Origin of the sequence: Mesorhizobium sp. M1143, assembly GCF_040318435.1 — a bacterium.
Taxonomy (GTDB): Bacteria; Pseudomonadota; Alphaproteobacteria; order Rhizobiales; family Rhizobiaceae; genus Mesorhizobium.
Genome location: NZ_JAMYMJ010000103.1, coordinates 1 through 6,218 on the forward strand (window position 1 = coordinate 1; position 6,218 = coordinate 6,218).

Below are 6,218 nucleotides of genomic sequence, written 5' to 3' on the forward strand. Positions count from 1 at the left end.
TGGACCCACGAGGTCAAGTTCGACGGCTACCGATCGCAGATGATCATCGATGAAGACGGCACACGCATTTATACGCGCAACGGCCACGACTGGACGGCGAAATATCGCGACCTGGTGAGAGAGGCCAAGCGCCTTGGTGCCGAAAGCGCCATTGTCGACGGCGAGATAGTCGTTCTGAACGACAAGGGCCTTTCGGACTTCGCAGCGCTGCGCAAAGCCATTACCCGCCGGCAGCACGACTTGTATTTTGTTGCCTTTGATCTGCTTCATCTTAACGGCCACGATCTGCGCGATATGGCGCTAGAGGAGCGGCGCGAGATCCTGGCCGGCATGATCGAGCCCGGCGGGCGTATTCAGTTCAGCGAGCCCTTGCCGGGGGAAGCCAAGGCCATCTTTCACTTGCTCGACAAGGCCGGACTTGAAGGCATGGTGTCGAAGCGGAAGGACAGCAAATACCGAAGCGGTCCGTCGACCAACTGGCTGAAGGCCAAGTGCTATGCGATTGACGAGTTCGATCTGCTCGGCGTCGAGCGTGAAGCGGGCAAGCCGGCTTTCGCTCTGATGGCTGAGCGCGGCACCGGGCGCTATGTCGGCAGCGCATTCGTCACCTTGAACCGGGAAATGCGCGAGAGGCTATGGAAACGCGTCCAGGAGCACCCAGGCACGGCGCCCAAGGGCGTCATGAAGCGGCCTGCGACGCAATGGGTCAAGCCGGGCTGATCGGCCGCGTGAAGCACTTGCGTGTGGAGGATGACCTGCGGCATGCATCGCTGCAGGACTTCCGCGAGGAGAACAAATAGCAGCTCCACAACTGGCCATCGCTTTTGCGAGAGGCGCGCATCCCAACGCCGCAAAGGCCGAGCTGAACGCGATACCGCAGGAACTCGCCTCACGCTGATCAACGGTTAACACGGCTAAGGACGCCTAACACTGTCATTGCAAAGAATAGGAAAGGAGTTTTTAGACATTCATTCATCTATCCGTGCTTTCTAATGAGCTATGTCTTTCAGCACCTTCACCCGGATATTGGAGGATGTCGTGGATGATAATTGATGCCGCCAGCGGAGGTTTCCGCATGGCACATCTTACCGCCGACTACGCCTATCTGATCGCGTTCCCGTTTTTCGATCAATACCCAATCAATCACTCAACGACTGTCACCGTCCCGCTGGTTGCGAGCAAAATCCCGCCGGCCTTGGTTTGGAAAAGGGGCCATCCTGGATGCGAATTATGACAAAGATTTTTGAGATCCTGGTGGGAAGCATGGCGATTGGAGCCGTTCTCGCAAATCTTTGCATGCCGGCGAACGCCGCAGTTGGCGACGACGGAACCACTGCCCCCACTGGCACGAGCGGTGCCACTGTCGGAACCGAGTCCCCCGACCATCCGACCAATACGGATCTGCCTCGCATTGTCGACGCTATGTCGAGCGCCGAAATCACTCGGTTCAAGAAGCGCTGCATCGACGTGATCGAGAGCCGGGGCGTTTATGATCGTGACCTGCGCCAGCTCTGCCTGCTGATCTGGCGCCACTAACCAAACCGTTCGCAAGTGCCGGAGCTGTCGACATGACACTCTCCAGTTCCGACAGTAGAGGCCCGCCCACCGAAAGGTTGGCGGGCTTTTAGCTAGCGGCCCTTACCCTACGGTTGGGTAAGTGTTTCCGCCCGATTATCCGCGCCCTAAAAGCGCATCCCCTCGATGCCATCTTCACGCACTTCCCAATCATCCCCACCGTCTAAGTCCGAATGCTTGGCCCTGAAGGTTTCAAGATAGTCGACTATCTGAGGGTCGTTCGGGTCGAACGCTTGCCAATGTGGATCATCATCGACGTTGGCCAGATCGAGAAACTCGGTGATGTCCACCCCGCCATTGAGGGCGGCGACGCCAGAGTTCAAGCCGATGTATCTCAGGTTGAAGTCAAAGCGAAAATCGGGTGACCGGAAGAACTTGGCCCTGTCGCAGTCCGGGAAAGGCCGGGCTCGGAAGTGGTCCATCAAGCGCTGCTTTTCAGCGATGCCTTCAGTAACTGAAATCATGTATGTTTCCGGCCGTGACAGACTTTCGTTGATCCGGCCGGCCGGCTTCCTCATGGCGCCCCAGAGGTGAGGCAAGCCAATTGCAGAGAAGAAATCCTGACCGATCGATTCGCCGGGCCAAAATTTAGGGTTGTATGGTCGAACGACAACACGATCAGGTCCGAGCGCCTCAACAAACGGTCGCAGGATTTCGTAGAAATCAAGTTGATATTCCGCGACTTCGATGGGGCCCGTCAGGTAGTCTTTGACGCATTGCGCATACACGCTCTCAAGCAAGTGATCGAAGCGCCGCAAATAGAACACCACCTTCACCTCGGCGCCAATATCCAACAGACCCTGAAAAAAAGATGGATGAGTGCTGGCTCGCGAAAATTCCTCGCCTGACATCAGCAACGTCTCGCAATCGGAATCGAGTGCGAAGAACGCGCCAACGTTCTGCTCAAACGATTTGCTGTCGTCGTAACCGATTGCGGCTATGCTGTGCTGCGGCCCGAACGCTTCATTGGCCGGGTCGTGGGGGTCGGGGTAATGGATCGAGTTCCCCGCCAACAGATCCCGATTGGAGGCCAGGCTCGCCTGAAGATAAGAGCTTCCAGTCTTGTGAATTCCGCAATGCAAAATAAACTTCTTATAGCGCCTCAATGGCCGCCACTCCCGTTCACTCCTGATTGTTTATCAGGCGCCACTGCGTGCGCTCGGGACCATACCATGGACCGCAGTTGGTGGCATTACCCCGAATGCATACGGCAGGGCAGATGACGGACGCTAGTCCGCGGCGACATTGCGCCGGTGCTTCCAATCGAACGAAACGCCGGCCGGGGCCAGGCGGTAAGTGCTCTCGCCGGAGGTGGATCAGACAGTATGAGCGGCATTGATCTGATCTCCAATCTCGCAGCGACCATGGCTCCGGTCATGGAGCAGATGGGCGTTATCGCAGCTTCAGAACTCGGTCCCGAAACGCTGCAAGATCGAATTCGCGCCGAGGCTTATGCAAGCGGAAGCGTGGTGGTCGGCCGATATGAGGTGGGCTGCGTGGTCACGACGAATGTAGGCACCACGGTCATGCGCCCGCGCTCCCCTCGTCCAGCCCGCTCGAGCTGAAATTGACTGCTCAACGATGGAGGCGGAGAAGGCGCACTAGAGCGGTCCGACCGCTACAGCGATAGCGCCATCAAGACAGCGCTGCTACGTCAGAGCAGCAGGTGAATTGTCACAAGCTCGATGATCAGCAAAACGGCGCACACCGTGCCCGCAAGGGCATAGCCTCTCCAATAGGCACGGATATCCTGATCGGTTTGGAATGCTTCTAGCCAGAGCCCGTCGGGGAAGACGCCAAGGCAAATTGGGATAGGCATCGCGGCTGGCACGATTGTATCAGGTGCTAAAGCATCTCTGCCCAACATGCAGGCGGCTCTCTGACCGCGAAGAACGCATATTAGCCTGCGCTAACTAATGGCGAAAGCCCTTCATCGAAATATCGCCGGCCTGTCCTGATTGTCTCTTTGGTTCTTTCAAACTGGGCAATGGCGTGTCGCCGCAGGAGAGCGGGACAAAGAACAACATCGTCTAGCCCCCTTGACCTGCCAAGAGGCATCTGAACAGGAAAAGGTGACGAAAAGCGCCAGGCGGCGCCGCAAGGCGAAGCTGTGTACGATCTGGAGCTCGCTACCGATCAGGTCATAGCTGGCTCCGGCGCCCCCCAGACCATCTGGCCGCTGGCGAAAATATGCGATCCTGCTAAACTTATCCCGTGTGAACACACATGAATGGGGGCTTTGTGCCGGTATCATATGACCTCATTGGCAAGACAGCCGTCGTAACCGGCGGAGCAAAGAGTATCGGCAAGGCAATCGTAGAGCGCCTTGTAGCGTCGGGTGCTTCAGTGCACGTGTGGGATCGAGATCAGATCGAACTGAAGGGTGTGGTGTCTACGAAGGTCGATATTACCAGCCGCGATCAGGTAACCCATGCGATCAACATGATCGTCGATCGTGGCCTGCGTATAGACGTTCTGGTTAACAACGCCGGTTATCTAGGAACCCTTCACCCGTTTGACCAACACGAACCTGCAGACTGGCGAAGCATCATCGAAACCAATCTGATCGGCACGATGCAAGTGACGCAGTTGGTTTTGCCCCACATGCGAAAATGGGGTGTTGGCCGCATTGTCAATATGGGCTCTTTGGCGGGCAAGGAAGGACTTGCCAACCTTGCCGCCTATTCAGCCTCCAGCGCAGGTATCGTAGTCTTCACAAAGGCGCTTGGGCGTGAGGTTGCCAATACAAACATACGCGTGAACTGCGTCGCTCCTGGGCCAATCGATACTGACATGATCCGAAACCTCGGGGTCGCAGCTGTCGAGACAATGATCGCCGATAGTCCAATGAACCGGCTCGGCCGGGTCGAAGAAGTTGCCCACATGGTGGCCTGGCTGTGCTCGGACGCCAGCAACTTCAATACCGGCGCGGTATTCGACATGTCGGGTGGGCGGGCGCGTTACTAAGCGCCGACTGTCTCGGTGCTTTCAGGTGGCCCGGCGTCACCGTGGACCAAATACTCCCACCCCTAAACGGCGACCTATGTGATCCCCTCATGGCAACTCTGCGGTACGAGGTAAGGCGGGAACCGGATGGGACGTGGACGGTGTTCGACGTGTTCACCGGGCAGCCGGCTATTATGGTGGGCCACCCTTCTGTCGACCTTCCCGACATGGAGTATGCTGAAGAGCTGGCAGCCATCCTGAATGCCAACAACCTGAAGCATAGGCTATATCACGGGAGGTCCCCGAAGGTTCGCCTGACCGAGGTGGCATGACAAGTTAGCCATTCAACCAGCCTTCGTACTGCCCATCCAGGATGGCTCGTCCGATTCCGAGCAAGCATTAGTTATTGAACTACCGACTACGACGGTCTTAAATCGACTTCCCATTGCGTTTCGTAGGGAGGATGTGATGGGCAAGGTGGTGCCAATTCGCAGGGCCACGCCTTGCGTGGAAGTAGTCGGAGCCAGTGGCGAATGGGTAGGGTCGTCCGCATCATAGAGACCGACCAGGAAATTACACGCTCATTCGGCCTGAATCGTTTGCGCTGTCCTTCGCAGAAAGCCAGCGGATACGCCTGCATCTCGACAAAAAGCTCTGGGTGAACGGTGCTAAATCCCCGAGCCGTCCAGTTGCTGGCTGTCTTGCCTCCCCAGGGCGCCGGCATGGAGGCTCGGTTTCGGCAGTAACGTCGAGACGATGCGCTCGACGAGCCTGAAGGTCGATCGTGAAAAATCGGACGCTCAAAGCTCCTGCCTCGGGCCGCGTTCTCGCCGCTCAATGATCGTCGAACTGCCTGCGTAGGTGATCAGGTGAAACCAGACCTATTCCTCGCCCGTCACGCCTCTCTTTCAGCCGTGCGACGACTACATGCTGGCCGCTTTCTGAGGATTTTCACCGCGAAGCTGACGGTCCGCTTGCGGCCCCATCTCAGTCATACCGATCACAGGCAGGGCGTGAAGCGCGCGTCGCATTGCGAGTAGGGAAGGTAGTGTGCTGAGAGTTCTGCAATTCGCTGAGAGAGGGCGGTCATGGCAGGCTGGTGATGTTCAACGTCACCGATTCCCTGGAAGGAACGCCACCATGACCAAGACAGAAGGTAAATCGACCAGCGCTGCCGTCAAAGACATTCTGCTTTCGAACCCGGAGGGGCTGCACGAAGTGATCCGTGCGGTAATGCAGGAGGTTCTCGAGGCCGAGATGGAGGAGGCGCTGGGTGCTTCGAAGGGCGAACGCACGCCTGAGCGCCTTGGCTATCGCTCGGGTTACTACGGCCGCACCCTGGTCACCCGGGTGGGCAAGCTTGAGCTGCGGGTTCCACAGGACCGGGCGGGTCACTTCTCCACCGAGCTGTTCGAGCGCTACCAGCGTTCGGAGCGGGCCTTGGTGGCAACGCTTGCGGAGATGTATGTCCAGGGCGTGTCGACCCGCAAGGTCAAGGCGATCACGGAAGAGCTGTGCGGTCATGCCTTCTCGGCTTCGTCGATCTCGGCCATCAACAAGCGCTTGGACGAGAGCCTGAAGGCGTTTGCCGAACGACCTCAGGAGCCGTTTCCTTACCTCATCCTCGATGCGCGCTACGAGAAGGTGCGTGAAGCCGGTGTTGTCATGAGCCAGGCGGTGCTGATCGCGGTCGGTAT

General features: G+C 57.7%; 9 protein-coding genes. 7 read left to right on the plus strand and 2 right to left on the minus strand.

Features of this window, described 5'->3' with window-relative positions; translation table 11 throughout:
* From NKH35_RS30465 to NKH35_RS30475, 3 genes are all read left to right on the plus strand, one after another.
* The coding region (locus NKH35_RS30465; RefSeq protein ID WP_352917403.1) for an ATP-dependent DNA ligase at positions 1-720 on the plus strand (720 nt) is incomplete at its 5' end.
* 355 nt (positions 721-1,075) lie between these two features.
* Positions 1,076-1,234, plus strand: a complete 159-nt coding sequence (locus NKH35_RS30470; protein WP_155929886.1) for a hypothetical protein — start codon at positions 1,076-1,078, stop codon at positions 1,232-1,234.
* Positions 1,231-1,536 (plus strand): hypothetical protein, encoded by a 306-nt coding sequence (locus NKH35_RS30475; RefSeq protein WP_023673877.1) that lies wholly within the window; start codon positions 1,231-1,233, stop codon positions 1,534-1,536. The genes NKH35_RS30470 and NKH35_RS30475 overlap by 4 nt, the downstream gene beginning before the upstream one ends.
* A gap of 146 nt (positions 1,537-1,682) precedes the next feature.
* On the opposite strand, the gene NKH35_RS30480 is transcribed toward NKH35_RS30475, so the two are convergent.
* Entirely contained in the window at positions 1,683-2,681 is a 999-nt protein-coding gene (locus tag NKH35_RS30480; RefSeq protein ID WP_023690590.1) for a hypothetical protein, read from the minus strand.
* 219 nt (positions 2,682-2,900) lie between these two features.
* On the opposite strand from NKH35_RS30480, the gene NKH35_RS30485 reads away from it, so the two are divergent.
* Entirely contained in the window at positions 2,901-3,140 is a 240-nt protein-coding gene (locus NKH35_RS30485) for a hypothetical protein (RefSeq protein ID WP_023695015.1), read from the plus strand.
* 89 nt (positions 3,141-3,229) lie between these two features.
* On the opposite strand, the gene NKH35_RS30490 is transcribed toward NKH35_RS30485, so the two are convergent.
* Entirely contained in the window at positions 3,230-3,442 is a 213-nt protein-coding gene (locus NKH35_RS30490; RefSeq protein WP_023695016.1) for a hypothetical protein, read from the minus strand.
* A gap of 359 nt (positions 3,443-3,801) precedes the next feature.
* Here NKH35_RS30490 and NKH35_RS30495 point away from each other — a divergent pair, with 359 nt between their 5' ends.
* The 3 genes from NKH35_RS30495 to NKH35_RS30505 form a co-directional block, all read left to right on the plus strand.
* On the plus strand, positions 3,802-4,542 hold the full coding sequence (locus NKH35_RS30495) for an SDR family NAD(P)-dependent oxidoreductase (RefSeq protein WP_023673881.1): 741 nt from the start codon (positions 3,802-3,804) through the stop codon (positions 4,540-4,542).
* Between the two features lie 140 nt (positions 4,543-4,682).
* A complete protein-coding gene (locus tag NKH35_RS30500; RefSeq protein WP_245262835.1) occupies positions 4,683-4,853 on the plus strand; it encodes a hypothetical protein in 171 nt (56 codons plus the stop codon).
* A gap of 808 nt (positions 4,854-5,661) precedes the next feature.
* The coding region (locus tag NKH35_RS30505; RefSeq protein ID WP_352761551.1) for an IS256 family transposase at positions 5,662-6,218 on the plus strand (557 nt) is incomplete at its 3' end.

Bases quoted from the DNA above. Each gene is read 5' to 3' on its own strand.
- NKH35_RS30475 (WP_023673877.1), top strand. From the start codon at position 1,231: ATGACAAAGATTTTTGAGATCCTGGTGGGAAGCATGGCGATTGGAGCC.
- NKH35_RS30485 (WP_023695015.1), top strand. From the start codon at position 2,901: ATGAGCGGCATTGATCTGATCTCCAATCTCGCAGCGACCATGGCTCCG.
- NKH35_RS30470 (WP_155929886.1), top strand. From the start codon at position 1,076: ATGGCACATCTTACCGCCGACTACGCCTATCTGATCGCGTTCCCGTTT.
- NKH35_RS30495 (WP_023673881.1), top strand. From the start codon at position 3,802: ATGAATGGGGGCTTTGTGCCGGTATCATATGACCTCATTGGCAAGACA.
- NKH35_RS30490 (WP_023695016.1), bottom strand. From the start codon at position 3,442: ATGTTGGGCAGAGATGCTTTAGCACCTGATACAATCGTGCCAGCCGCG.